The organism is Arthrobacter sp. TmtSoilC48, from assembly GCF_059739425.1.
On record NZ_AP046049.1, the window covers coordinates 3,324,547 to 3,347,641 of the forward strand.

Annotated in this window: 21 protein-coding genes; 4 read left to right on the forward strand and 17 right to left on the reverse strand. The window is 62.9% G+C overall.

Annotated elements, in window-relative coordinates; translation table 11 throughout:
- Window positions 1–45: 45 nt before the first annotated feature.
- From AC6I97_RS15455 to AC6I97_RS15490, 8 genes are all read right to left on the reverse strand, one after another.
- On the reverse strand, window positions 46–1,023 hold the full coding sequence (locus tag AC6I97_RS15455; RefSeq protein WP_497945357.1) for an aldo/keto reductase: 978 nt from the start codon (window positions 1,021–1,023) through the stop codon (window positions 46–48).
- 43 nt (window positions 1,024–1,066) lie between these two features.
- Entirely contained in the window at window positions 1,067–1,285 is a 219-nt protein-coding gene (locus AC6I97_RS15460; RefSeq protein ID WP_224089628.1) for a helix-hairpin-helix domain-containing protein, read from the reverse strand.
- Window positions 1,286–1,317: 32 nt separating this feature from the next.
- Window positions 1,318–1,878 (reverse strand): hypothetical protein, encoded by a 561-nt coding sequence (locus AC6I97_RS15465; protein WP_497945358.1) that lies wholly within the window; start codon window positions 1,876–1,878, stop codon window positions 1,318–1,320.
- Complete coding sequence (locus AC6I97_RS15470) at window positions 1,875–2,444, reverse strand: DUF402 domain-containing protein (protein WP_224167097.1); 570 nt, start codon at window positions 2,442–2,444, stop codon at window positions 1,875–1,877. Before AC6I97_RS15470 ends, AC6I97_RS15465 begins: the two co-directional genes overlap by 4 nt.
- Window positions 2,441–4,414, reverse strand: a complete 1,974-nt coding sequence (dxs, locus tag AC6I97_RS15475) for a 1-deoxy-D-xylulose-5-phosphate synthase (protein ID WP_224089624.1) — start codon at window positions 4,412–4,414, stop codon at window positions 2,441–2,443. Before dxs ends, AC6I97_RS15470 begins: the two co-directional genes overlap by 4 nt.
- A 172-nt stretch (window positions 4,415–4,586) precedes the next feature.
- Window positions 4,587–7,397 carry an aconitate hydratase AcnA gene (gene acnA / locus AC6I97_RS15480; protein ID WP_497945359.1) on the reverse strand — a complete coding sequence of 937 codons (2,811 nt, stop codon included), beginning with the start codon at window positions 7,395–7,397 and terminating at the stop codon, window positions 4,587–4,589.
- A 264-nt stretch (window positions 7,398–7,661) separates the two neighbouring features.
- Window positions 7,662–9,029 (reverse strand): class I SAM-dependent RNA methyltransferase, encoded by a 1,368-nt coding sequence (locus AC6I97_RS15485; protein ID WP_497945360.1) that lies wholly within the window; start codon window positions 9,027–9,029, stop codon window positions 7,662–7,664.
- Complete coding sequence (locus tag AC6I97_RS15490) at window positions 9,026–11,002, reverse strand: APC family permease (RefSeq protein WP_224089621.1); 1,977 nt, start codon at window positions 11,000–11,002, stop codon at window positions 9,026–9,028. Before AC6I97_RS15490 ends, AC6I97_RS15485 begins: the two co-directional genes overlap by 4 nt.
- Before the next feature lie 115 nt (window positions 11,003–11,117).
- Between AC6I97_RS15490 and AC6I97_RS15495 the strand changes: the two genes are divergently transcribed.
- Both AC6I97_RS15495 and AC6I97_RS15500 read left to right on the forward strand, forming a co-directional pair.
- A complete protein-coding gene (locus AC6I97_RS15495; RefSeq protein WP_224167094.1) occupies window positions 11,118–11,789 on the forward strand; it encodes a potassium channel family protein in 672 nt (223 codons plus the stop codon).
- Complete coding sequence (locus AC6I97_RS15500) at window positions 11,789–12,523, forward strand: potassium channel family protein (RefSeq protein WP_224089620.1); 735 nt, start codon at window positions 11,789–11,791, stop codon at window positions 12,521–12,523. Before AC6I97_RS15495 ends, AC6I97_RS15500 begins: the two co-directional genes overlap by 1 nt.
- Here AC6I97_RS15500 and AC6I97_RS15505 read toward each other — a convergent pair.
- The 4 genes from AC6I97_RS15505 to dut are packed head-to-tail and all read right to left on the reverse strand — an operon-like array spanning window position 12,493 to window position 14,975.
- On the reverse strand, window positions 12,493–13,275 hold the full coding sequence (locus AC6I97_RS15505; RefSeq protein WP_497945361.1) for a DUF3159 domain-containing protein: 783 nt from the start codon (window positions 13,273–13,275) through the stop codon (window positions 12,493–12,495). The two genes, AC6I97_RS15500 and AC6I97_RS15505, sit on opposite strands and share 31 nt — an antisense overlap.
- Window positions 13,272–13,649: a hypothetical protein gene (locus AC6I97_RS15510; RefSeq protein WP_224089618.1), complete on the reverse strand. Its 378-nt coding sequence runs from the start codon at window positions 13,647–13,649 to the stop codon at window positions 13,272–13,274. Before AC6I97_RS15510 ends, AC6I97_RS15505 begins: the two co-directional genes overlap by 4 nt.
- Window positions 13,642–14,409 carry a DUF3710 domain-containing protein gene (locus AC6I97_RS15515; protein ID WP_224167092.1) on the reverse strand — a complete coding sequence of 256 codons (768 nt, stop codon included), beginning with the start codon at window positions 14,407–14,409 and terminating at the stop codon, window positions 13,642–13,644. The genes AC6I97_RS15510 and AC6I97_RS15515 overlap by 8 nt, the downstream gene beginning before the upstream one ends.
- A 56-nt stretch (window positions 14,410–14,465) precedes the next feature.
- Window positions 14,466–14,975: a dUTP diphosphatase gene (dut, locus tag AC6I97_RS15520; protein WP_224089615.1), complete on the reverse strand. Its 510-nt coding sequence runs from the start codon at window positions 14,973–14,975 to the stop codon at window positions 14,466–14,468.
- A 79-nt stretch (window positions 14,976–15,054) separates the two neighbouring features.
- Between dut and AC6I97_RS15525 the strand changes: the two genes are divergently transcribed.
- Window positions 15,055–15,546: a DUF3093 domain-containing protein gene (locus AC6I97_RS15525; RefSeq protein WP_497945362.1), complete on the forward strand. Its 492-nt coding sequence runs from the start codon at window positions 15,055–15,057 to the stop codon at window positions 15,544–15,546.
- 3 nt (window positions 15,547–15,549) lie between these two features.
- Here the strand turns inward: AC6I97_RS15525 and AC6I97_RS15530 are convergent, their stop codons facing one another.
- Window positions 15,550–15,849 carry a DUF4193 domain-containing protein gene (locus tag AC6I97_RS15530; protein ID WP_224089614.1) on the reverse strand — a complete coding sequence of 100 codons (300 nt, stop codon included), beginning with the start codon at window positions 15,847–15,849 and terminating at the stop codon, window positions 15,550–15,552.
- Between the two features lie 306 nt (window positions 15,850–16,155).
- Between AC6I97_RS15530 and sepH the strand changes: the two genes are divergently transcribed.
- Window positions 16,156–17,547: a septation protein SepH gene (gene sepH, locus AC6I97_RS15535; RefSeq protein WP_497945363.1), complete on the forward strand. Its 1,392-nt coding sequence runs from the start codon at window positions 16,156–16,158 to the stop codon at window positions 17,545–17,547.
- A 60-nt stretch (window positions 17,548–17,607) separates the two neighbouring features.
- On the opposite strand, the gene AC6I97_RS15540 is transcribed toward sepH, so the two are convergent.
- The 4 genes from AC6I97_RS15540 to AC6I97_RS15555 all read right to left on the reverse strand — a co-directional run bounded on the left by AC6I97_RS15540 (window position 17,608) and on the right by AC6I97_RS15555 (window position 23,085).
- Window positions 17,608–18,372 (reverse strand): thymidine kinase, encoded by a 765-nt coding sequence (locus AC6I97_RS15540; protein ID WP_497945364.1) that lies wholly within the window; start codon window positions 18,370–18,372, stop codon window positions 17,608–17,610.
- Window positions 18,365–19,594: an alkaline phosphatase family protein gene (locus AC6I97_RS15545; protein WP_497945365.1), complete on the reverse strand. Its 1,230-nt coding sequence runs from the start codon at window positions 19,592–19,594 to the stop codon at window positions 18,365–18,367. Before AC6I97_RS15545 ends, AC6I97_RS15540 begins: the two co-directional genes overlap by 8 nt.
- Entirely contained in the window at window positions 19,591–20,316 is a 726-nt protein-coding gene (locus AC6I97_RS15550) for a DUF5998 family protein (protein WP_224089611.1), read from the reverse strand. The genes AC6I97_RS15545 and AC6I97_RS15550 overlap by 4 nt, the downstream gene beginning before the upstream one ends.
- Window positions 20,317–20,397: 81 nt before the next feature.
- On the reverse strand, window positions 20,398–23,085 hold the full coding sequence (locus AC6I97_RS15555) for a bifunctional acetate--CoA ligase family protein/GNAT family N-acetyltransferase (RefSeq protein ID WP_497945366.1): 2,688 nt from the start codon (window positions 23,083–23,085) through the stop codon (window positions 20,398–20,400).
- Window positions 23,086–23,095 lie beyond the last annotated feature (10 nt).

A 23,095-nucleotide genomic window follows, 5' to 3' on the forward strand; every position in this document is an offset into this window, starting at 1 on the left:
GCGAAAGCCCCGCCACTGCCCTTTCCTGTTTGAGCCTTTTGCCGTCTAGAAGAGTGCCACTTTGGGAGCACGCGGGAAGATGTCGTCCAGTTCCTCGCGCTCCTCCTGGCTCGGGACCCAGCACACTGCTTCAGCGTTCTCACGAATTTGCTCCGGACGCGTCGCCCCGGCAATAACACTGCTGACGCCGGGTTGGGCTGCCAACCACGAGAACGCCAGCTGGAGTTCGGTGATGCCCCGCTCCTTGGCGAACTGGCCAAAGCGGCCCAGCTGCTGCCAGTCGGCGTCATGCACCAGATTGGTTCGCGTGTGGCTCAGGCGGGAGCCCTCGGGGGCATGACCTGCGGAGTACTTGCCGGTGAGCAGGCCGTTGGCCAGGGGGAAGTAAGGAAGCACGCCAAGCGCGAAGGCGCCCGCGGCAGGCAGTACTTCGAGCTCGGCGCGGCGGTCCAGCAGGTTGTAGTGGTTCTGGGTTGAAATGAAGCGAACCCCTCCAGACTGCCGCCCAACGTACTCGGCCTCGGCGATCTGCCATCCGGCGAAGTTCGAGTGTCCGATGTAGCGGACCTTGCCGCTGCTGACCAGGACATCCAGCGCTGCAAGGGTTTCCTCGATGGGCGTCTGTGGGTCCGGGGTGTGGAACTGGTAGAGGTCGATCCACTCCGTGCCCAGCCTGCGTAGCGAGGCTTCCACCGCGTTGAGGATGTAGCGCCTGGAACCGCGCGCGCCAAAGTCATTGCCATTGGCCCCGCGCATATCCATACCAAACTTGGTACCGATGACGACGTCGTCGCGATGCCCCTTCAGCGCTTTGCCAAGCATGGTCTCGCTGAGGCCAGGTTCCCGGCCGTAGACATCCGCGACGTCGAAGAACGTCACCCCGGCATCGATCGCGGCGTGGACAACGGCATCCGTGCCTTCCTGCGACTCCGTGGGAGTGTTGGCGCGCCCCAGATTGTTACAACCCAGCCCTACAGCTGAGACGGTCAGTCCGGAATGGCCAAGGCGTCGATATTCAGTCATGGAACCCAGCCTATAACGCCACTCCGGGGCCCATGGCCGACGTTTAGCGCAAGCCGAAAGTGATGCCGGATTCCTCCATTGCCTCCTCGAGCTGGGCTATGGCCACCGGTCCCATGCCGTGGAGCTTGGAGGCTTTCTGTTCGCCGAACTCGGCCAGCTGTTCCAAAGTTTCGATGCCTTCGTGGGCCAGGGCGCGTTTTGCCGGCGCCGCAAGACCCTTGGGCAGCGGCGTATGTCCGGGCCAATTGCTCTTGGACGACATGGAACATCCCTCCTGAGTGCGTTAGGTCCTACTTAGAGGGTAAAGCCCACACCTTGCTTGGGCGAGTGCTTCAGGCGGAATGCCGTGGGGTCGCTGTGCGGAGCCGCTGCGATGGAGAGCTTGGTGAAGTCCAGGTCCTCATTACGAACGCAGATCTTGATGGCATTGACGGCCTTGTTGACATCCGGGCAAAGGCAAAACACGTTCAGGCGCGAGTTTCCGATCTCCGTGCGGTCCACGATTCCCAATCCCCGCCAAGCCAGTTCACCAGTCAGCGCCGCCTTCGCCTTGCGCTCGAAGTGACGGTCACGTTCCGTGCCGTCCTTGGTCTTCAGAGCGAATTGTGCCACTACCCAAAACTGCTCGGACTCGGGGATCTCAGCGAATCCGTCCTCTTCACACTGGGCAGCGAAAGCCGCCATCAAACCGTCTACGGAAGAGTCGTCGTCGACCCCTGTTTCATCCGTCTTGCTTTGGTGGCCCACCACCCCGTGATTGATCACGAACTGGTGGTCGTCGTCGTCGTACCAGGCTTCACGGAAGTGCAGTACTCCGTCGTCGTCGCGTTTGTATGCGCGGATAATGCCGCTCATGTTCGTCCTTTCCTGAACCACTCTGCACTGGTGTTGCTGGTGCCCTCGACGTCGAATGGAGCCTTCATGGCGTCCACTGCTTCACGAAGGGCTGCGCACTCCGCACGCATGGTTTCCACGGTTTCTGCGGGATATCCCATGCCTACCCTGTGGTCCTCAAACTCATCCTCGTCATCGACGAACACACCGTGAAGGGTGGATCGGATGACGTCCAGGTCCATATCGATCATGTGGAACTCGGTGACGCCTGGCCTGATCGTGTTCCACCCATGGCCGGTTGCCAGGTCTACGTAGATCCGGAAGTCACCCGGGTACGTGTCGTCATAGAACGTGGCTACGAATTCGCCGGTCCGCGGTACCAGCAGGACGGCATCCGAAGCTGTGTAGAAGGCAGCACCGGGACGCGAACAGAACTCCCCCGCGCCCTGGAAAATCCACCACCCGTGGATGTCCTCACCCAGGTAGCGGCCGGGCACAACCCAGTGTGCCTTGCCGTTCCATTTCCTGTTTCTCGCCACCACGAGGTCACCGGGCTGCAGGGAGCCCGGCTCGCGATCGGGACTCACAGCTTGGGCAGACTGCCGGTGGTGGGGTGTTCCTGACCTGGCAGGGGCCGCGCAAAGGGGACCTTTGTACCCAGGACCTGGGCTACGACGTCGTGGGCTATTTTCTGGGCCGTCAGTCCGACGCGTTCCAGGACCTGGCTCCTGGATCCGTGCACCAGGAACTCAACAGGCAAGCCCACCTCGTTCAAAGCCGTATCAACACCGGCTGCGCGCATTTCCTGGCGGATGCGCGAACCCACGCCGCCGGCCCGGACGCCGTCTTCGATGCAGATGACCAGACGATGCCTGGCGGCAAGGGCGATGATTGACCTGCGGACAGGCAGGAGCCAACGGGGATCAACCACCGTCGAGCTGATTCCCTGGGCGCCAAGTCGGCCGGCGACATCCAGGGCGAGCTCGGACATGGCGCCAACGCTGATGATGAGGACGTCGTTTTCGCTGGAGCCCTCGGGACGGCGCGCCAGGATATCCACGCCATCGTGGAGCCGCTCAATAGCCTCCACTTCAGAACCAACGCTGCCCTTGGAGAAACGTACCACCGTGGGGGCGTCATTGATGGCGACCGCCTCGCGCAGTTCTTCCCTGAGCCGGGTGGCGTCGCGCGGTGCGGCCAAATGGAGTCCGGGGACAATCTGGACCATTGCCATGTCCCACATACCGTGATGGCTGGGACCGTCCGGCCCTGTAACGCCTGCACGGTCCAGGACGATCGTGACCCCTGCCTTGTGGAGTGCCACATCCATCAGGAGCTGATCGAAGGCACGGTTCAGGAAGGTTGCATAAACCGCCACCACCGGGTGCAGGCCACCGTAGGCCATCCCCGCAGCAGACGTGAGTGCATGCTGTTCCGCGATACCGACGTCGATAACGCGTTCAGGATGGCGCTCCGCGAATTTATGCAGACCGACCGGTATCAGCATTGCCCCGGTGATACCGACAATGTCAGGACGCTCGTCAGCGATGTCGGCGATTTCCTCGGCGAAGACCGAGGTCCAGGATCTGGCACCGGGCCTTTCGGTCGGCTCACCCGTCTCTGGATCAATGATTCCCACAGCGTGGAATTGATCGGCCTCGTTGGCAAGGGCGGGGGCATAGCCGTGGCCCTTTTCGGTCATCGCATGCACGATCACGGGGCCACCGTAGGCCTTGGCCGTTGTGAGCGCGTGCTCCATGGCCTGGAGGTTGTGGCCGTCCACCGGACCGATGTACTTCATGCCCAGGTCTTCAAACATTCCCTGGGGCGCCCACCAGTCCTTGATGCCCTTCTTCATGGCGTGCAGGCTCTTGTAGGTGAACTGGCCTACTGGACCACCGTTCTGGAGCTTCTTCTTCCACCAGTCAAGCATCCGCTCATAGGCCGGCGTCGTGCGCAAAGTGTCGATGGTGGGACGCAGCGATGCCAGATAGTCGGCAAAACCGCCCACAGTAGGTGCATAGGAGCGGCCGTTGTCGTTGACCACAATCACCACGCGCCGCCGCTTATCAGCGGCAATATTATTGATTGCTTCCCAGGTCATGCCACCCGTAAGGGCACCGTCCCCTACAACCGCGACGACGAACCGGTCGCCTTCGCCGGTCAACTGCCGGGCGCGGGAAATGCCGTCCGCCCAGGACAAAGACGACGATGCATGGGAGCTTTCGACGATGTCATGCTCGGATTCGGCGCGGTCAGGGTAACCGGAGAGGCCACCCTGCTGCCGGAGCGTACTGAAGTCCTGCCTGCCCGTGAGGAGCTTGTGGACATAGGACTGGTGCCCGGTGTCAAAGACAATGCTGTCCCGGGGAGACTCGAAGATGCGATGCACGGCAAGCGTGAGCTCGACGACGCCGAGGTTGGGACCCAGATGTCCACCCGTAGCGGCTACGTTGGTAATCAGGAAATTCCTGATCTCGCCGGCCAGCTGTTCCAGCTCTTGGCCGGACAGTTTTGCCAGGTCCTGTGGATCCTTGATGGTTTCCAAGAGTCCCAACGGCCCTCCTTAGGGTGAATGACGTGCTTGTTAACTCTAGCGCGTGCCCGGGGCAGGCGTTTTCGCGCCTGTGGAGGACGAATAGTCATCCACAGACGCAGCAGCCCCGGCTGGTCGGGCGACCAGCCGGGGCTGCCTGCATTGGAGAATCAGCTGGAAACCAGCAGGTTCACTATGCTGCGGAGATCTGACGCAGGACGTACTGCAGGATGCCACCGTTGCGGTAGTAGTCCGCTTCACCCGGGGTATCGATGCGCAGGACAGCGTCGAAGGACTTGGACGTGCCGTCCTCGGCCTTTGCCGTGACCTTGAGCGTCTTGGGCGTGGTGCCGTTGTTCAGCGCCGTGACGCCTTCAACCGAGAACGTCTCCGTACCGGTCAGGCCCAGGGTTGCCGCAGACTCGCCAGCGGGGAACTGCAGGGGAAGAACGCCCATGCCGATGAGGTTGGAGCGGTGGATGCGCTCGTAGCTCTCGGCAATGACGGCCTTGACACCCAGGAGGGCCGTGCCCTTGGCTGCCCAGTCACGGGATGATCCGGAACCGTATTCCTTGCCTGCAAGGACAACCAGCGGCGTTCCCGCAGCCTGGTAGTTCTGCGCAGCATCGTAAACGTAGGCCTGGGGTGCACCTTCCTGGCTGAAGTCGCGGGTGAAGCCACCTTCGACGCCGTCCAGGAGTTGGTTCTTGATGCGGATGTTGGCAAACGTACCGCGGATCATGACTTCGTGGTTGCCACGGCGCGAGCCGTAGGAGTTGAAGTCCTTGCGCTCCACGCCATTGGCCAGGAGGTACTGCCCTGCCGGCGTGTCGGACTTGAAGGAGCCGGCCGGCGAGATGTGGTCGGTGGTGACGGAATCGCCGAGCTTGAGCAACACGCGGGCACCCTGGATGTCCTTGACGGGGTCCGGCTGTGCCTTCATGCCCTCGAAGTATGGGGGCTTGCGGACATACGTGGAGTCCTCGGCCCAGGCGAAGGTGTCGCCTGCAGGAGTGTCCAGTGCCTTCCAGCGCTCGTCGCCGTCGAAGACGCCCTCGTATCCCTTGGCGAACATGGCCTTGTCGATGGAGGAGTCAATGACTTCCTGCACCTCGATGGGGTTGGGCCAGATGTCCTTCAGGAAGACCTCGTTGCCCTCGGAGTCCGTGCCCAGGGCATCGGTATCGAAATCGAAGTCCATGGAACCGGCCAGGGCGTAAGCGATGACCAACGGCGGGGAGGCCAGGTAGTTCATCTTGACGTCCGGGTTGATACGGCCTTCGAAGTTGCGGTTGCCCGAGAGGACAGCCGTCACGGAGAGGTCGTTGGCCTGGATGGCTTCCGAGATCTCCGGCTCCAGAGGGCCGGAGTTGCCGATGCACGTCGCGCAGCCGTAGCCAACGATGTAGAACCCCAGCTTTTCCAGGTACGGGGTCAGGCCGGACTTCTCGTAGTAGTCCGTAACGACCTTCGAACCCGGAGCCACGGAAGTCTTGACCCACGGCTTGGACGTCAGGCCCTTGTCAACGGCGTTGCGTGCAAGGAGGGCTGCAGCCAACATGACGGACGGGTTGGAGGTGTTGGTGCAGGAAGTGATCGAGGCGATCGATACTGCACCGTGGTCCAACTCAAACTCGCGGCCGTCAGCGGTCTTGATGTGCACCGGAGCGGACGGGCGGCCCTGCGCGCCGTTGGCGGCGGAAGCAACGCGTGCGGTCTCCGTGGTGTGCGAATCAGCGTGCGTGAAGGAAGGAGCATCCGAAGCCGGGAACGATTCGTCCAATGCCTCGTCAACGCTGCCGTCTTCAATGGCGACGTAGTTGTGGATGTCCTTGCGGAACTGCTCCTTGGCATCGGTCAGCTCGATGCGGTCCTGGGGACGCTTCGGGCCGGAGATGGAGGGAACAACCGTTGAAAGGTCCAGCTCGAGGAACTCGGAGAAGCGCAGCTCGCGGGAAGGATCGTGCCAGAGGCCCTGTTCCTTGGTGTATGCCTCCACCAGGGCGACATTCTCTTCGGAACGGCCGGTCAGGCGCAGGTAGTCCAAGGTGACATCGTCAATCGGGAACATGGCAGCCGTGGAACCGAACTCCGGGCTCATGTTGCCGATGGTTGCACGGTTTGCCAGCGGCACAGCGGCAACGCCTTCACCGTAGAATTCGACGAACTTGCCAACAACACCGTGCTTGCGCAGCATCTCGGTGATGGTCAGCACAACGTCCGTTGCGGTGGCACCGGCCGGGATGCTGCCGTTGAGCTTGAAGCCCACGACGCGGGGAATCAGCATGGAGACGGGCTGGCCAAGCATGGCAGCCTCGGCTTCGATGCCGCCGACGCCCCAGCCCAGGATGCCCAGACCGTTGACCATGGTGGTGTGGGAGTCGGTTCCGACGCAGGTGTCCGGGTAGGCACGAAGCACGCCGTCGACCTCACGGGTCATGACTGTGCGGGCCAAGTACTCGATGTTGACCTGGTGGACAATGCCGGTTCCCGGAGGAACAACCTTGAAGTCATCGAAGGCCGTCTGGCCCCACCGCAGGAATTGGTAGCGCTCACCATTGCGCTGGTATTCGATCTCCATGTTGCGCTCCAGTGCGCCGGAGTTACCGAAGGCGTCGATCTGGACGGAGTGGTCGATGACCATTTCGGCGGGTGCCAGGGGGTTGACGCGCTTGGGGTCGCCGCCAAGTTCTTTCACGGCCTCGCGCATGGTGGCGAGGTCTACAACGCAGGGTACGCCGGTGAAGTCCTGCATGATGACCCGGGCAGGGGTGAACTGGATTTCCGTGTCGGGCTCCGCGTTGGGGTCCCAACCGGCCAGGGCGCGGACGTGGTCAGCCGTTATATTGGCGCCATCCTCAGTCCGCAGGAGGTTTTCAAGCAATACCTTAAGGCTGAACGGAAGGCTGTCTGCGCCCTCTACGGAGTTCAACCGGAAAATTTCATAATCGGTGCCGGCTACATTCAGTACGCCTTTGGAACCGAAGCTGTCCACAGTGCTCATGGCAGGACTCCTCTCGCAACAGTTTCATCTTTGTCGCGTGGTTGGCCGCTAGCCAGTTAGGCGCACCTTACTTAGCCGGGCGGCACTCTCAGTTGGTCAACCCCTGCCCCCGCGCGGAACAATGCGGAGTGGGGCTGCTATGTGGGACTACTATGCCCATCGTAGTGGCTTCGATCACGTTCAAGCACCGCTGCCAGGCAGCTCCATCAAACGCGCTAACCCACGCATCGCCCGCCATCGGTGGCGTGACGGGCGATAACCGGCCTAACCGGCGGGAACGATGAGGCTGACGGTTTCCAAGTGATGGGTGTGGGGGTACAGGTCGAAGGCCCTCAATGACTCCAAGCGCCAACCCCCTTGCTGGAAGTAACCCAGATCACGTGCAAAAGAAGCCGGATCGCAGGACACATAGGCGATTGCCCTGGGATGTGAGGCCATGAGTTGGTTTACCACTGCTTTTCCAGCACCCACGCGCGGTGGGTCCAGGACCAGGGAATCGAAGTTCCGTGGTCGCTGGTGCAATACCCGCTCCACTCGTCCCTGCACGATCTCGACATGGGATTCTCCGTGCAGGTTCTTGCGCGCGTCACGGCTGGTGCCAGGTGATCCTTCAACGGACAAAACCGAACCGGTAACGCCCACCGCATCAGCCAAAGGAGCAGTAAACAGGCCGGCGCCGGCGTAGAGGTCGGCCACCGCCGCACCGGGTTGGAGATACCCTCCGCCTGCGAGGTAGCCGGTCACCGCGTCCACAAGGGTATCGGGCGCGTCCTTATGAATCTGCCAGAACCCTTCGCCCGTCACACGGTAGTCATGCCCTGCCGCCGATTCCTGCACCCAGGTCCTCCCCCGAAGCTGCAGCACCTGGCCCTTGCCGGGATCGAAGCTGGCTACGGAGACATCATGCGGCAACTGCGAAAGGACGCTGTGCAGCCGCTTGGGACTGGTCGTTTCCTCCGGCGCCAGCAACACCAGCGGCCTGGAGCCATTGGCAGGTGTCGCCACTTCCACGCGCGCTATCCCGCTGAGATCGAGGTCCCACAACTTGAGTTCGTTAATTCCGGGAAGTGCCAAGGGCATCTCCCGGATCGGCACCACGACGTCGGAACGGTGGGCATGCATACCCAGCCGCCCCTTGGAGGTCACGGCAAAGCTGGCGCGCGTACGCCAGCCGAGTCCGCCGTCGTCGTTGGCACCTACGCCCTCAACCTCGACCGCAAGGTCCAGGCCGGCGAGTCTCTTGAGCTGCTCCGACAACACTTCAGCCTTCAGGGCGCGCTGCCGCTGCAGGGAAATGTGGCCGAGCTCGGCACCTCCCACGGGCGGATTTCCGTGCTGCCAGGCCGCCAGCGAATCTGCCGGCTTCCAGAAGTGCGGCACGCGGTCCGGCGAGGCTTCCAGGACCTCCACGACGTCGGCACGCCAGAAGCGCGACGAGTCGCCGGAGTCGGTCAACCGGATGCGGACCCTCTCCCCCGGAATGCCGTGGCGTACGAAGATGACGCGGCCCTCATGGCGTGCGACGAAATGCCCGCCATGCGCGATGGGGCCAACGTCAACGGTCAGTTCGGTGCCGGCTGTACCTTGGCCTCCGCTGTTGTCAGTAAGGGGTGAAATGCTGTGGGAGGTCATTGGGTATCCTGCAGTGCCTTTGCTTCTTCGGAGGACTTCAGCTGCCACGGAACGCTGGCAACCATGACTCCAGGTTCAAAGTGGAGCCGCGTCTTGATTCTGAGGGCCGTCTGGTTGTGGACCAGCTGCTCCCACCATTTGCCCACGACATACTCGGGGATGTACACCACGATCAAGTCGCGGGGAGAGTCGCGTCTCATGTTCTTGATGTACTCCATGATGGGAGTCACGGTCTCACGGTAGGGGCTGGCCAGCACGGTCAGGGGTACTGGAATTTCCAGCTTCTCCCAATCCCGGACGGTATGTTCTGTCTCTTCGGAGTTGATATCCACGGTGACCGCGTCGAGTCGCGAAGGCCGCGACGCCCGGGCGTAGGCCAGGGCACGCAATACAGGCTTGCGGACGTGGGACACAAGCAAAACGGCGTGGACCCGGGTGGGCAATGCGCGTGGCGATGAATCCTCGTCAACTGCCAACTCCTTGGCAACATTGTCATAGTGCGCCCGGATACTCCACATGATGAGGAACAGCACGAACATTGCCAGGAGTGCGATCCAGGCACCTTGCTCGAACTTGGTGATGAGGACGATGACCAAGACCAACCCCGTCATGCCGAAGCCCACCATGTTGATGGTCCGGGACTTGATGATCCTGCGGCGTACCGACTTGTCCCTGGCCAGTTTCAGCTCCCGGCCCCAGTGGCGGACCATGCCGAGTTGGCTGGCGGTGAAGGAAATGAAGACACCCACGATGTAGAGCTGGATGAGCTTGGTGACGTCGGCGTTGAACGAAAGGATGAGGACCAGCGCTCCGGCAGCCAGGGCCAGCACGCCGTTGCTGAAGGCCAACCTGTCGCCGCGGGTTCGGAGCTGGCGGGGCAGGTAGCCGTCCTGCGCAAGGATGGATCCCAGCACGGGGAAGCCGTTGAAGGCGGTGTTGGAAGCGAAGACAAGGATGACGCCAGTGGCGGCCACCACCACGTAAAAGGGAATGGAACCTGCCCCAAAAATGGTGTCTGCGATCTGGCTGATGGCCGGGTTCTGGATATAGCCCTCGGGCAACGGCTTGCCGTCAAGAAGGAATTCCTTGGCGGGATCCAGAACAATGTGGACCTTGGTGGCGTTGGCGAGGTAAAGGATGCCGGCCAGCATGGCCGCCGCGATCGCGCCCAGCAACAGCAGGGTTGTGGCAGCGTTCTTGCTCTTGGGCTTCTGGAAATTGGGCACCCCGTTGCTGATTGCCTCCACACCCGTCAATGCCGCGGCGCCCGAGGAAAAGGCACGCAGCAACAGGAATGCGCCGGCAAGTCCAACGAGGCCTTCATCGAAGCCGGCCTCGGGCACGATGGTGAAGTTGGCGGATGGCGCCTGGCCAAGTTGTCCCGTCAGCGCCTGGAAGATGCCCACGAGGGTCATGCCCAGGATGGACGCCATGAAAATATAGGTGGGAACGGCGAAGACCGTGCCGGCCTCCTTGATGCCCCGCAGGTTGACCAGGGCGAGAATGATCACGCCCACAGTCGCGATCATCGCCTGTTGGCCGTGCAATGAAGGGATCGCCGTGGTGAGGTAGGCCGCTGCGGAAGACATCGATACCGCAACGGTCAGGACGTAGTCCACCAAGAGCGCGGAAGCGACGGTGAGCCCGGCATATTTGCCCAGGTTGACGTTGGCGATCTCGTAGTCGCCCCCGCCCGATGGGTAGGCGTGCACATTCTGCCGATAGGAGGCAACCACTGTGAGCAAAACCACCATCACGGCTAAGCCGACGAACGGGGAGAAGGCCACGGCGCTGACACCGGCGAGAGCCAGGGTCAGCAGGATTTCATCCGGCGCGTAGGCCACTGAAGACAGGGCGTCCGAGGCGAAGATCGGCAAAGCGATGCGTTTAGGCAAGAGGGTGTGGGATAAGCGGTCATTCCGGACTGGCCGGCCCACAACCACACGCTTCGCAGCATTCAGTATTGTCAACACTTTCGCAAAACTACTCTGAATCCCCGGCGATGTCATGACGGCGGTCGCCGCCTTACGTCCGCTGCACCGGTAAAGTCATACGCAGCGGCACGGTAAACACACATAAGGAGACACGGTGGCTCACTTCGTGATCATGGGTTGCGGCCGTGTTGGCGCAACCCTGGCACACACTTTGGAAGACGCCGGCCATTCGGTGGCCATCATCGACCAGGACGAGCGGGCGTTCCGTCGGCTTCGCAACACGTTTACCGGCCGCAAGGTCACCGGCGTAGGTTTCGACAGGGACACGCTCAAGCAGGCCGGAGTGGAAGAGGCTTACGCCTTCGCCGCAGTTTCCAGTGGTGACAATTCCAATATCCTGGCCACCCGGGTAGCACGTGAGACATTCCATGTGGCACACGTCGTGGCCCGTATTTACGATCCCGGACGCGCCGAAATTTACCAACGCCTCGGCATTCCCACCGTGGCTGCCGTGCGCTGGAGCGCCGACCAGGTCCTCAGGCGCATCCTTCCCGAACAGCATCTCGCCGGCGATTACCGGGAGCCATCAGGGCGGCTCGTCCTGGCGGAGGTGGACCTGCATGAAGGATGGATTGGCCACAGCCTGACGTCCATTGAAGCTGCCGCGGGCATTCGCATAGCCTTCCTGACGCGTTTTGGTGAAGGCCTCCTGCCCCTGCCGGGCACGGCGTACCAGGAAGGCGATACCGTCCACGCAATGTTGAGCCTGGACAGGACCTCGGAGATCAGCCGGGTCCTCGCCAAAGCACCGGCCAAGGAGTCTTAGTGAAAGTTGTCATCGTTGGCGCAGGCAGCGTCGGCTCGTCCATTGCCCGTGAGCTCCTGGCCCACAACCATCAAATCCTGCTCATCGACCTCAAACCTGAAGTCATTGGCCGCAGCGGCCTGCGGGGTGCGCGCTGGCTGGTGGGCGATGCCTGCGAACTCAGCACCCTGCAGGACGCCAAACTTGAGGATGCCGACGTCGTGGTTTCCGCGACGGGTGATGACAAAGTGAACCTGGTGGTTTCCTTGCTGGCCAAGACGGAATTCGCCGTGGGCCGCACTGTTGGGCGCGTCAACAACCCCAAGAACGACTGGATGTTCAATGACTCGTGGGGTGTGGACGTCGCCGTCAACACTCCCCAGCTCATGACTGCGCTGGTTGAGGAAGCCGTAGAAATCGGCGACATCGTCCGGCTGTTGACCTTGCAGACCGGCGTCGCCTCGATCGTGGAATTTACCGTTCCGCACGACTCCCACGTCATTGGGAGCACAGTGGGCGCCATTGAGTGGCCGGAAGACGCCACCTTGGTAGCCATCCTGCGCGATCAGGCACCCATCACCCCAAGCCGGGACGATGTCCTCGATGGTGGCGACGAACTGTTCTTCGTCACCACCATCCAGGCAGAGGACGGTCTGCGGGCACTGTTGTCGCCGGCGTCGATGGCAGGCCAGGGGCCCCGCGACGGCGATGCCGGCGTTGCGGATCAGGCCGAGGACGACGGCTTCGACGGCTGAGGTGCCGGCTTGGTCACAAGCCAGGCCACCCAAAGGCCAAGGATGTACAGCGGTGCACCCATGAGGAGCCGGGTAGTCGCCAACGCCGTCAAGCCTGGTTCACCCAGGAAGTACAGGGGCACCTGCACCACCAGCCGCAGCGCAAGCACGGCCACAACAATCCAGGTACCAAGCTGGTACGCCCGCAGGCGTTCGGGATCCTTGCGCCATTCGAGACCCTCGTTGCGGACGAATCCGAACAGCAACCCTGCAATGGGCCATTTGAGGACGATGGAAAGTACCATGCCCGTGATGTAGGCAATGTTGGTGAAGAAGCCGAGAACGTAGAAGTCCTCGGCCTTCCCTGTGGTGTTGGCCAACCAAGCAGAAATCCCGACGCCGACCACACCGGCAAGTGCCTGCGTCAACGGGCGTCGTTGGATCAGGCGGACAACAGTGAAGATTGCTGCCGTCGCCAACGCCGCGACCAGGGAAACCGTCAAGTCCCGGCTTATGGTGAAGGCCACGAGGAAAACGAGGCCCGGCAGGATACTCTCCGCGATGCCTTGCACTCCCCCGGCAGACTTCAACATGTCTACATGGCCGGCACTGTTGCGCTGAAGCCCTGCCTTTTCTGCATAGCCCGCAGCCAACTCCGCCACCCCCGGGGTTTCGGCTGCCGGGGTCTTGGCTGACCCAGTGGCCGGGGTTTCAGTCCCGCCTGGCGTCGGCTGTGCGGAATCCTTCGGCTCTGATCCGTTGGCCACGGTCATAGGTGCTCCTGACGGGAAAGTATTTCGTAGCGTGGATTGAACATCGCAGGCAAGCCGTCCAGTTGCGTCACCATGCCGTTCAGGCGCAGCTCAACTCCTGCTTCAATCCCAGGTACACGGTTCCTGCCCAACCAGATGACGCGCAACCGCGCATAGGGCCTTTTCACTCCCCCGCCACCAACCGACGGCTGGAAACTGTGCTCCAACGCGTCCACCACCACTGCTGAAAAGAAGGGTTGCTCACTTGGCGGCTGATGCGTGACGGACTCGATGAACCCAGTGCAGGTGGCCCTGCCGCGGGAAGGGAGATCACGGATAGCGACTTGCTGGGACTGCTGGCTGGACGGTCCTGTCGAGCCGGGCGTATCAGCCAATCTGGGTGATCTCCGGTCCCCGCTCCGGCTGCTGCATGGCAGGCCCGGCCTGCTGCGCATCGGGATCGGGAACCTGGGCTTGGGCTGGGGCTTGGGCGGCAGCGTCCTTGGGCAGGCGCAGCTGCAACAGTTCCCGCGGCGGCATCGGGTTGTCGCCGCGGACAACAACTACGCGCCGGAAGAGCTCCTCCAGGGCGGCGGCGGCCTCCCGGTCCAGTGCGGCTTCGCCACCGAGGACTCCCCGCAGGAACCAGCGGGGGCCGTCCACACCCATGAAGCGGGCGGCGCGGAAACCCCGGCTGCCGTCGGTAGCTTCCGCGGGAAGCTTGGCGATGAGCTCTGTGCCAAACGTTCCGGATACTTCTTCTGTCTCGCCACCCTGGCTGGCTACGGATTGGCCGATCTGCTCGCGGATCTCGTCCCACAGGCCCTCCGAACGCGGAGCGGCGAATGCCTGGAGCTGAAGGCTTGAGCCGGCCAGGTCCATGGTCACTGCCACCACGCGCTGGGTAGCTTCTTCTACTTCCAGCCGCAGCTGGAGTCCGTCGGCGGGTGCGATCAGCAGTGCGCCGAGATCCACGTATCCGTCGCGGTCCTCGATCTCATCGATGTCCCAGGGACCTTTGCCAAGCCGGAAATCACCCTTGGTACCGGATGCGCCGGTTGCAGGGGCTGTTGCCTCAACGGCGTCGTTTTCCTCGACGGTGCCAGCGGTTTCCAGCCGCTCGGCCTTGGACTTTTTGCCGCGCCCAAAAAGCATTGGGTTGTCTCCTTAGTAGTGGTCTATCCCCAAGTAAACCGCAACCCCGTGGGTTATCAGGCCACCGGTGCGTTGAATCCGCCAGTGGAACCAAAGCCGCCCGTACCGCGGGCGGAGTCGGATAGATCATCAACCATCACGAAGCGCGCGTACTCGACGCGCTGAATCACCATTTGGGCAATTCTATCGCCGCGCTTGAGCTCAATGGCGTGGTTCAGGTCAGTGTTCAACAAGGTGACCGCGATTTCGCCGCGGTAACCTGCGTCCACAGTCCCGGGTGCATTGACAACGGTGAGGCCATGTTTGGTGGCGAGCCCGGACCGCGGGTGGATCAGGGCAACAAAGCCATCCGGGAGGGCAATCGAAACGCCCGTAGGAACCAATTTCCGTTCACCCGGGGCAAGTTTCACGTCCTCGCGGGCCCGCAGGTCCGCGCCGGCATCGCCCGGGTGCGCGTAGGACGGTGCTTCCAGCCCGGCGTCGAGCATTTTCAGCTGAACGTCCAAAGTGGGCGCGCCATACGCTGCGGTGGTGTCATTACTGAATACTGCGGTCTCGTTGCTCACAGTGGACCATTCTACGTGGGGCACATCCCTGCGGGCACTCCGGGCAGTTAGCCGGCCCAAGGGCCGATAAGCTGGACCCATGCCTACGCCTGACCAGTCCGTCCCCATGCCTGCCCGGAACAGTCCCTCCGCCTCCCAGGTGCTCTTCACCGAGAAATTATGGCCGACCATCTGGATCTGGGTTGTCGTCGTGGGCCTCTCGAGCGCCGGAATCCTGATGTTCGCACCCATCAGTGCCGCCGCGGGCATCACCGCCGCCCTGGTGCTTCTGGCCGTCATGACCACCCTGCTGGTGGTTTCAACACCCACCATCACCGTTACGCGGGACAGCCTTAGGGTGGGACGGGCCACTATCGACCGTAAATTCGTCGGCAGCGTCGAGGCCTTCAGAAAAGAGGCGGCCACCGCCGAACGTGGAACCCGCCTCAATGGCCTCGCCTACATGTGCTTCCGCGGGTGGATCGATGCCGTCGTGAAAATCGAGATCACCGATCCCGCCGATCGAACACCCTACTGGCTGGTGTCTTCGCGCCGCCCGGACGAACTCGTCGCTGCGCTGGGCGCACGTTAGCTGCTAGCTCTCGCATTCCGTGCAGTACAGGTGCCCGTTCCTCTCAGCTGCAATCTGGGAGCGGTGCTTCACAAGGAAGCAGTTGTAGCACGTGAATTCGTCAGGCTGTGGTGGCATGACTTGAATAAGGAGCTCTTCTCCGGATAGGTCCGCTCCGGGGAGCTCGAAGCCATCGGCAAGATCGGTCTCATCGACATCCACCGCAGAGGATTGCTTCCCCGACTGGCGCGTCTTGAGTTCCTCAATCGAGTCCTCGCTGACGTCTTCCTCGGTCTTTCGAGGGGCATCGTAATCCGTGGCCATGGTCCTTCTTCGTCCTGTCGTACTTGCTCCGGGTAGGATTCCGGCCTGGCGGATTTCCTGCCCGCCGCCGGTCTAAGGGTGTAACGCCGGACGCCCCGGATTTGTGCCCGATATCGGCCAGATTGTCCTCCCCTGTCCAGCGATTGTCCAGAGGCAGCAATTTGAGCTCGGATTGCAGGGACGGAACCGGCCGGTAATCTGCCATTTTCGCCGGAATATCACGGCACGCCCTTTGTCCTAGTAGGAAAAGGGCAACGGGGGTGGCAGAGTTTCGAATGTCAGTTATGCCATGTGGTGGAGGGTGTTATGCAGGATCTACGGCTGGTAGGCGTCCACGACGACGGCGGGCATCTGCTCCTTAGCGGACCCGGCGGTGCGATGTTCCAGCTTCCGATCGACGAGGCACTTCGTGCCGCGACGAGCAGGACCCCCGCCCAGGTTGCTGCGCGGGCGTCAAACACCCCGATTGCCATGTCCCCCAGGGATATTCAGTCCAGAATCCGCAGTGGAGCTACGGCGGCCGAGGTAGCGGAGTTGTCCGGGTTGCCCCTTGCCAACGTGCAACGCTACGAGGGCCCGGTCCTGGCCGAGCGTGAGTACGTTGCGCAGCAGGCCAGGAACATTGAAGTAGCTTCCCCGGCACCGGGCCAGGACATCTATCGTTCCGCCTTTGGCGACAATCCAGCGACACTCGGCGAAATGGTAGCCCACCGCCTGTCCGCGCACGGCATCGATTCTTCAACGGTTGAATGGGACTCGTGGCGCCGTTCGGATGGTTCCTGGACCGTCGTCGCGCGCTTTGAGGCGGTCCCCGGTACGCGCGGCAGCATCGGCGAGGAGCCGCCCGCGATGTGGACGTTCAGTCCGCAGCGGAAATCCCTGCAGAACGCCAACCGCTGGGCCCAGCAGCTCAGTGAACTGGAGCCCCTGGACGGGCCCGTTCCTACGCGCCGGCTTGCCGCCGTCTCCGATCGTCCTTTCGACTTTGAGACGGACGCCGAAACCGCGGCACGCGCGTCTGCGAAAGAGTCCGACAGCCTCCTGGAAATGCTCCGCTCACGGCGCGGGCAGCGCCTGGGCGTGGACGAGGACGGCGATGACGCCCTGGCCGTCCTGCTCAGCAACGTTCCTGCAGCCCACCCGCGTTCAACCGGTGAAGATCAACACCCGGCCGAGGAACCCGCCGCAGATCAACCGGAACCGGAAGCTTCTCCCGTGGCCGAGCCTGCGCGGAAGGACGGACGCCCGTCCATGCTGTCCCGGCTTAGCCTCGCGCCCCGGAACCATGACTCAAACGACGACGACTCACTGAAGCTCCACGATGGCGTCAGCACGGAAACACGGGAAATCACCGTTGTGGCCAGCCCACTGAGGCCCGTGACGTCCTTAACCGACCGCAAGCCGGGGGCGGTCGGCGCTCATGATCCCAGGGATGCGGATCGAATTGATTCCGGGGCCAGCCAAACGCAACGGGCAGGGTTGGACGAACTGCTTGGCGGCGCCACGACCCCGCAAACACAGTCCGATCGTGCTGTCTCGCGTACAGAGCCAGCCGCGCAGGACAAGGCAAGCGTTGAGGCCGGGGACCATAACACCCACAAGGATGCTGAGGCACCCGTAGAGCGCCAGCCCTCCCGTCCAAAGCGGTCAAGCATCCCCAGTTGGGACGAGATCGTCTTCGGCGCCCGCGGCGACTAGCATCCAGCGCGGCGACCAGCACCCAGCGCGGCGACCAGCATCCAGCGCGGCGACCAGCACCTAGCTTGGCTTCAGGCCGGAGCCAGTGCCGGAGCCCGCTCCGGGCCACAGGCAGGCATCGACGTCGAACGGCAGAGTTTGGTCTCCGCCGGCCATCAGGTTGGCCCCGTGGGCTGTCACGCGGCGCATGTAATGGCGTCGGCACAACGTCTCATAGCCAACCACCGGTTCATGGCCGGCAGCTTCCCCTGTCCGAACTTCATTGCTCATGGCCTGGGCGTCGCCGGCGGTCTGGGGAGCAACATCGCCAACCATGACCTGGTCCCCTTCCACCACCATGATGCCGTCCACGGTTCGGGCATTTTGAGTTGCCCGGCGCCCGCACCAGCACAGTGCCTCGACCTGTAGCACCTGTACTTTGTCAGCGAGTTCGATCAGACGTTGGGAGCCGGGAAACAGGGTGGTTCGAAAGTCCGAGGTGATCCCGAAGGCGAAGACGTCCACCTCCATCTCATCCACCAGGCGTGCCAGTTGCTCCACCTGGGCAGCGGAATAGAATTGGGCTTCATCGCAGATCAGATAGTCCACACGGAGCCCACTGGTCCGGCGTACAACCACTTCGTCCCAGAAGTCCGTGTCCGCACGGACTTCAGCGGCGTCTGTCCGGAGGCCCAACCTGCTGGAAATCGTCGAATCACCTGCGCGGTCGTTGCAGCTGAAACGTACCCCGCCCCTGCCCCGCGCGCGGTGGTTGTAGTCCATTTGCAAAGCCAAGGTGGACTTACCGCAGTCCATGGTGCCCGAGAAGAAGACGAGTTCAGCCACGTTTGCCCTTTTTGCCGGCCGCCGGGAAGCAAAGGAATGGCACTTCGCGCTCCGCCTTCGTCAAGGACCCATGTTGGCCGACTACTTCCAACGATGCCGGACGGACCCTGCGGGTGTCGTAAAGGGCAAGGGTATCCCGGGCGGCGATCATGACATCGCCGATGCGCGGCGCCACCTCCGGCTGGACGTCACCGAACAATCCGGCGCCTATCGCCTGCTCACGGGTGAAAGCCCAGATGCGTTCGCCAAACCTTGCCCGCCAGGCAGAGATCAGTAGCTCGCGCTGGGTTTCAGGAAGGCCGGGCTCAAGGTAGAGATGCACCATGCGGGGCTCGCCTGCAGTGTGGCGGACCCCGGCGACGAGTGAGGCATCAGCTGAGAAGTCAATGCGCTGGGACTCGGGAACGTCCAGCATTCCGTGATCCCCGGTCAGCACGATAGTGGTTCCAGGGGGCAGCGTCGCGGACAGTCTCTTGACGGTGGAGTCGAGCTCTTCAAGTTGGTGTTCCCAGCGGTCGGACTGGCAGCCGTAGCGGTGACCGGCTTTGTCCAACTCGTTGACGTAGAAGTACATCAGGGATGGGCCGCCGCCGGACATTGCCTCTGCTGCGGCGGCTGTGCGCGCATGCAGGCTTGTGCCGCCCACGAAACGGCTGCCCCGGAGGGCTGCTTGGGTCATGGGGGAATTGCCGAACTGCGGGAGGCTCACGGTAACGACGTCGGCTTCGGCACCAATGCGTTCGAACACGGTAGCGTGCGGCTGCCAAAGCGCAGGGTCCACGTGGGCGTCCCAGTTGCCAAGCAGGTTCACTACTTTGTCCTGGGAAGGATCCAGGACGTCATAGCCCACCATGCCGTGCTGCCCGGCAGGAAGCCCTGTGCCCAGGCTGGCGAGGGAAGCCGCTGTGGTGCTGGGAAAAGCGGAATCAATCCAGTTGGGGACGCTGCCCTGTCCGCTGGACAGAATGGACCGCAGGAACGGTGTGTGCGAGGCCTTTTGTTTGAGCAGGCTACGGCCCAGCCCATCGGCGAGGACCACACAGACACGCTGCGCGGCAGGCAGGTGAAGCTGGTTGGCAAATCCGGGGATGCCCATGCTCGCGGCCGCACTGGTGAAGACTTCGGCGATCGATCTGCTCCCAAAGAGCGGGGGCGAAGGGAGGTCCAGGGCCGGCGCCGTACCGGACGTTGGCTGCGTGTGCTCCTGTGCAGTCACCCTCAACGCTGGTGTCCGCGGCTCAAGCGGTTGCTGAAGACCCCCGAACGTGGCCGCGGCGCGGGGATGCCGGTGTGTGGGACGGGTGTGGGATTTGCCGTGTTCACGGCACGAAGGGCGCGTGCGAAGACCTTGGCATCCTGGACCGCTTGGAGGCCGTCCGCTTCGGCACTGATGCGCAGGACGATGTCCTCCTGGGCAATGGTTCCGCTGTAGCCATGGTCCGCTTCGCACTGTGGATCACCGCAGCTTGCCGGGCCCATGTCCAGGCGCTGCCCGCCGGACCAGGCAATGGACACCGTCATTTCCCGAACGGGATCCGACGGCTTGTAGTCCTGCGGCTGCGAATACATGTAGCTAAGGACCACGGAACGGATCTGTGCCACGGGTACGGACTCCGTGGAAATCTGGGCAACGATCTGCTCCCCGGCTTCATCCAGTTGCTGATCGTCAACGTGGGTGATCACCAGCATGTCTTCGGTGAGCACCAGCACTGTGATGTGGCGGCGAACCTCGGCGCGATCGAAGTGCGTCTCAAGGTGCACCAGGTGTGACAGGCAGTCGCGGCCATCCAAGGCGTCATCCACGACGTCGGCCACCAGCCGGGGGTAGAAACCAGCCTGTTGCAGCGCCTGGTCCAGGCTCTGTCCCTGCAAGCTGTGGTTATGGGCGCTGTGGTGCCCGGCGTTGGACGGACGGGACTGAGGCGTCGGAGACTGGGTGCTCATTCCCCCATTTTCACAGATCCACTGGGGACTTCCTAACTGCGTGCCCGGCCACTGGGCCTGTCGCTGGCGTGCAGGAAGCGCCTAGCCGCGCATTGCCCTGCGAGCGCTGTCGGTGCGCCTGGCCGCGTTACCGATCCACACATCGGCACCCAGAATCGTTGCACCTTCAGGGCCTCCGAGCACAGGGTTGAACTCCACCAGGGCAATTCCGGGGTGGTCATCCTTGAGTTTGGCCAGCCTGGCGGCGATGTCCTCCAGGGCAGGAACATCCACTGCGGGGAGCCCCTGATAGCCGAACAGTTTCCTCGACGCCCGCGGTGAGCGGATGAGGTCGTGCAGGTCTGCCGCGGACAACGGTGGGACCCGGTGTGCCCAATCGTCCAGCAGATTCACTGCGTCCCCTGCCAAGCCGAAGGACACCACTGGACCCAGCAAGGGGTCCTCCATTGCGCGGAAGGTGCACGCCTGGCCTACCGGGGCCATTGCCTGGACTTCGAGGGACGGCGAACCGTAGGGTTCCAGTGCCCGCTTCATTTGCGCGATGTTCTGCAGCAAGGACTCTGCATCCTGGATGTCCAGCCGGACGCCGCCCAGGTCCAGGCGGTGCCTCAGGGTGGGGTCAGTGGTCTTCAGAACCACTGGCCAGCCCACGCGTTCGGCTGCTTCAACAGCTTCCTCCGGCGTCCCGAAGCCGATTGTCGGCACCACGGCGATACCGTAGCCGGCGAGTAGTTCCGCGGCAGCACCGGCGTCGAGCTTGCGGAGTTTCTCGCCCGTCACGCCGGTCAGCATCCTGGCCAGTGTTGCCTTGGTCCCTTCGACGTCGCAGCCACCGGGCTCGACGAAAAGACCTTGGTCGCGATCCAGCCATTGGGCGTAGCGGACGATCGCGGCCAGGGCACCGACTGCGGCACCTGCATTGGAATAGCAGGGCAGTAACGGACCATCGGAGCCGCCTACCATTCCTTCCACGGGGATGGAGGGGTCCAGAATGCCTGTGAATACAGCTACCACGGGCTTGCCGGCCTCCGCCGCACACTCGGCCAGGACACCGGCGAGCGCTTCTACCGTGAGTCCGCGTGCAGGCAGGAGTGCGGCCACGATGGCGTTGACGGATTCGTCCGCGAGGCTTGCCTGCAGGCTGGCCCGGAGCGCTGGAAGGGCGATTGACATGCCGGCGTCGAGATCGACGTCCGTTACCAACCGGTTGACATCCAGCCCAAGGGGCCCGGCACTGTCAGCGACGACTTTCGCCAAGGCGACTGAATTGGAGTAGACAGCCAGGCCAGGGCCGGCGGGCAATGCCTGGGAGGAGACGATCTGGGCGATGTCCATCAATTGCTCAATGGTTCCCACCCTGATGACCCCTGCCTGCCTCATCATTGCGTCCACTGCTGCGGCGGGTGCTTGGGTGGTCCGGACTTCATGTCCGGGCGGAAGGCGGAGGCCCGTGACGTCGGATTTGGCGACGATCACCGGTTTGCTCCGGGACAGCCTGCGGGCAAGCCGGGAGAATTTACGGGGATTCCCGATTGACTCCAGGTAGAGCCCTACGGCGGAAGTATCGGCGTCGTCCTCCCAGTACTGCATGGCGTCGTTGCCCGAGACATCTGCGCGGTTCCCGGCGGAGAGAAATGTGGACAGGCCCAACCGGCGCCGCCTGGCCGCGGCATAGACGGCCACGCCCACGGCCGCTGACTGGCTGAAAAGGCCCAGGCCTCCTCGGGGCGGCATGCTCGGCGCCATGGAGGCGTTGAGGGATACGGCTGGATGGGTGTTCAGTATTCCCAGTGACTCTGGCCCGATAACCCGCATGCCATTGGCCCGGGCGCGCCGCACCAACTCGTGTTGGCGCGCGAGGCCCCTTTCGCCGTCGTCGGCAAATCCGGCGGTTGCAACCACGATGCCCTTGACGCCTGCTGCTGCGCAGTCGTCCACTACTTTGGGCACTTCCTCGTAAGGCACTGCGATGATCGCCAGTTGAACGGGCCCGGGGATTTCCGATAAGCGGGCAAAGGAGATCATGCCGGCCAGCTCGAAGGCCTCCGGGTTCACCGCATAGACCGGGCCCTCAAAGCCACCCTCAATAATGTGTTCCAGTAGTTGGTAGCCTACTGTCCCCCATTTGCGGCTGGCACCGATCACCGCCACCGACGACGGCGCCAGCAGGTCGCGCACGCTGCGGGCCTCTGCGCGGTGTTCGCGGGACTCCATCACCGCCCGCGATTTTTCGGTGGGGTCGATATTGAACTCGACGCTCACAACGCCGTCGTCAAACCCGCGCTTGAGGTCATAGCCGGCATCGGCGAACACCATGAGCATCTTGCGGTTTTCGGGGAGGACCTCGGCGATGAACCGACGAATACCGTTCTCGCGGGCGGCTGCGGCGAGATGCTCCAGGAGGATTGAGCCAATGCCGCGGCCTTGATGGGCGTCCGAAATGTTGAACGCCACCTCGGCTTCGTCGGGGTCCTCCAGCCGGTCGTAGCGGCCCACTCCCATGATTTCGCCACCGATCGTGATGACGAACGCCACCCGGTTCACATGGTCGACTTCAGTGAAGCGCCGCACTTCTTTTCCGGACAGTTTGGGCTTGAAGGAGAAAAACCGCATGTAGATGGAAGCCTGGGATTGACCGGCATGGAAGGCCTGCAGGGCATCTGCGTCCTGGGGGCGGATGGGGCGGAGGTGGGCTGTCCCGCCGTCACGCAGGACGACATCGGCCTCCCAATATTCCGGATAAATGCCGACGCCGGGCTGATCCACCATAGGCTTAGCC

What these genes read in the sequence shown, in the direction of transcription:
- acnA (WP_497945359.1), bottom strand. Translation starts at nt 7,397, where the DNA reads ATGAGCACTGTGGACAGCTTCGGTTCCAAAGGCGTACTGAATGTAGCC.
- AC6I97_RS15515 (WP_224167092.1), bottom strand. Translation starts at nt 14,409, where the DNA reads ATGCTTTTTGGGCGCGGCAAAAAGTCCAAGGCCGAGCGGCTGGAAACC.
- AC6I97_RS15485 (WP_497945360.1), bottom strand. Translation starts at nt 9,029, where the DNA reads ATGACCTCCCACAGCATTTCACCCCTTACTGACAACAGCGGAGGCCAA.
- sepH (WP_497945363.1), top strand. Translation starts at nt 16,156, where the DNA reads ATGCAGGATCTACGGCTGGTAGGCGTCCACGACGACGGCGGGCATCTG.
- AC6I97_RS15530 (WP_224089614.1), bottom strand. Translation starts at nt 15,849, where the DNA reads ATGGCCACGGATTACGATGCCCCTCGAAAGACCGAGGAAGACGTCAGC.
- AC6I97_RS15555 (WP_497945366.1), bottom strand. Translation starts at nt 23,085, where the DNA reads ATGGTGGATCAGCCCGGCGTCGGCATTTATCCGGAATATTGGGAGGCC.
- AC6I97_RS15455 (WP_497945357.1), bottom strand. Translation starts at nt 1,023, where the DNA reads ATGACTGAATATCGACGCCTTGGCCATTCCGGACTGACCGTCTCAGCT.
- AC6I97_RS15460 (WP_224089628.1), bottom strand. Translation starts at nt 1,285, where the DNA reads ATGTCGTCCAAGAGCAATTGGCCCGGACATACGCCGCTGCCCAAGGGT.
- AC6I97_RS15525 (WP_497945362.1), top strand. Translation starts at nt 15,055, where the DNA reads ATGCCTACGCCTGACCAGTCCGTCCCCATGCCTGCCCGGAACAGTCCC.
- AC6I97_RS15505 (WP_497945361.1), bottom strand. Translation starts at nt 13,275, where the DNA reads ATGACCGTGGCCAACGGATCAGAGCCGAAGGATTCCGCACAGCCGACG.
- AC6I97_RS15550 (WP_224089611.1), bottom strand. Translation starts at nt 20,316, where the DNA reads ATGAGCACCCAGTCTCCGACGCCTCAGTCCCGTCCGTCCAACGCCGGG.
- AC6I97_RS15465 (WP_497945358.1), bottom strand. Translation starts at nt 1,878, where the DNA reads ATGAGCGGCATTATCCGCGCATACAAACGCGACGACGACGGAGTACTG.